Here is a 1,391-nt window from a genome sequence, read left to right as displayed (position 1 = left end):
TTGCATTACGCTGATTTTACCTTACAGATTTAATTAAGATTTACACCATTTTGTAAACGAGTCGATTTTGTAATATTCCATTTACCTTTCTTTTTGAGGGTCTCCACTTTTTTAACATCGGTCCGTTACACTCATGAGCTTGGCCGGGTGTTAAGTAATTGCAGCTGGCATGTGGCCGTTTCTGATTATAATATCCAATTGCTTCTGCCGCTAATTGCCTTGCCTGCTCATATGAGAAGAAAGTCCGATCAAGAGAAAATTCTTCCTTCAGGGTTCTGTTCATCCTTTCTGCCAGCGCATTTTCGTAGGGGTCACCATTTTCTGTCATGCTGATATCGACCTTATTATCCTTCAAAAGCTGAATGTACGACCTCGAACAGTACTGAACTCCTCGGTCTGAATGATGGATTAACTTCAAATTCTCTGTTCTCATTATGGTTTTCAATGCTTTTTTCAGAGCTAAAAGTGGCCCTTCGGTCTGCAAAGATTTGTGCACTGACCAGCCTACAATTTTGCGAGAATATGCGTCCGTCACCAGGCTCATGTAAACAAAGCCGCGGGTGAGGGTAAGATAAGTCATATCACTGACCCATAATTGATTAGGACCAGAGATTTCTAAGTCTCGAATTAGGTTTGGATAGCGGCGCAAGTTGTGTCGCGAATTCGTTGTAATGGCTTTTCTTGTCCTCCTTCGAATCATTAAGCCATTGTCTCTCAAAATGTTAAAAAACTTATCCCGTCCAATATTGATACCATGTGCTATGCACCAGTCTTTCATCTGAAAGTATAGTTTTTCAGCGCCCACTTTATGATGCTGTAACCGTATCAATCGAACTTGAGCAACTAAAAGCCGCTCGTCATCAGCCCGTCGATCTTTGCGTTTTATGGCTTCATACCATGCCTGACGGCCATACCCAAACAGCTCGCATAATGTTTTCATCGCCACCAGGGGACGCTGGTAGCTCAACTCCGTTACTGCTTGGGTCCAGACTTTTTTCGGATTGGAATGTCAAACTGCTTTTCAGCGATATTGATCATAATTTCCAATCCTTCATTCTTTAATTTAAGCCGCTCGTTTTCCTTTTCAACAGCCGCCAGTTTCTGTTTTAAAGCCAGGAGCTCATCAGATTCTTTTTTCATTGGAACACGTGGTTTAGTTCTAAGCCAACGGCCGAGACGGTATCGCACGTACCAACGATGCCAGGCCTTAAGTGAAGTTCGAGAAATTTTGAGTTGGCTCAAAAGCTGTTGGTCAGAAAATATGCCCGAGCGGCAAAGCTCAACAACCTGAGATCGGAATTTACTGTTTTTGTAATTTTTCTTGATAACAATTAATCCATTCACTTTCATAAGCTTACAGGGTTATTGTAAGGCTATTTCAGTGTAATACA

Annotated in this window: 2 protein-coding genes; both read right to left on the bottom strand. The window is 41.8% G+C overall.

The features are described 5' to 3' along the window. Window positions 1-40: 40 nt before the first annotated feature. Window positions 41-940: an IS3 family transposase gene (locus tag L0659_RS26240; protein WP_235129583.1), complete on the bottom strand. Its 900-nt coding sequence runs from the start codon at window positions 938-940 to the stop codon at window positions 41-43. A gap of 32 nt (window positions 941-972) precedes the next feature. Continuing rightward, window positions 973-1,350, bottom strand: coding sequence for a hypothetical protein (locus tag L0659_RS26235; protein WP_235129582.1), 378 nt, complete (start codon window positions 1,348-1,350; stop codon window positions 973-975). Between the last annotated feature and the right edge of the window lie 41 nt (window positions 1,351-1,391).

The sequence above is a fragment of the Dyadobacter sp. CY347 genome (assembly GCF_021502655.1).
GTDB lineage: Bacteria > Bacteroidota > Bacteroidia > Cytophagales > Spirosomataceae > Dyadobacter.
The sequence above is the reverse complement of the archived record's forward strand: the minus strand, read 5'-3'. Positions and strand labels throughout refer to the sequence as shown.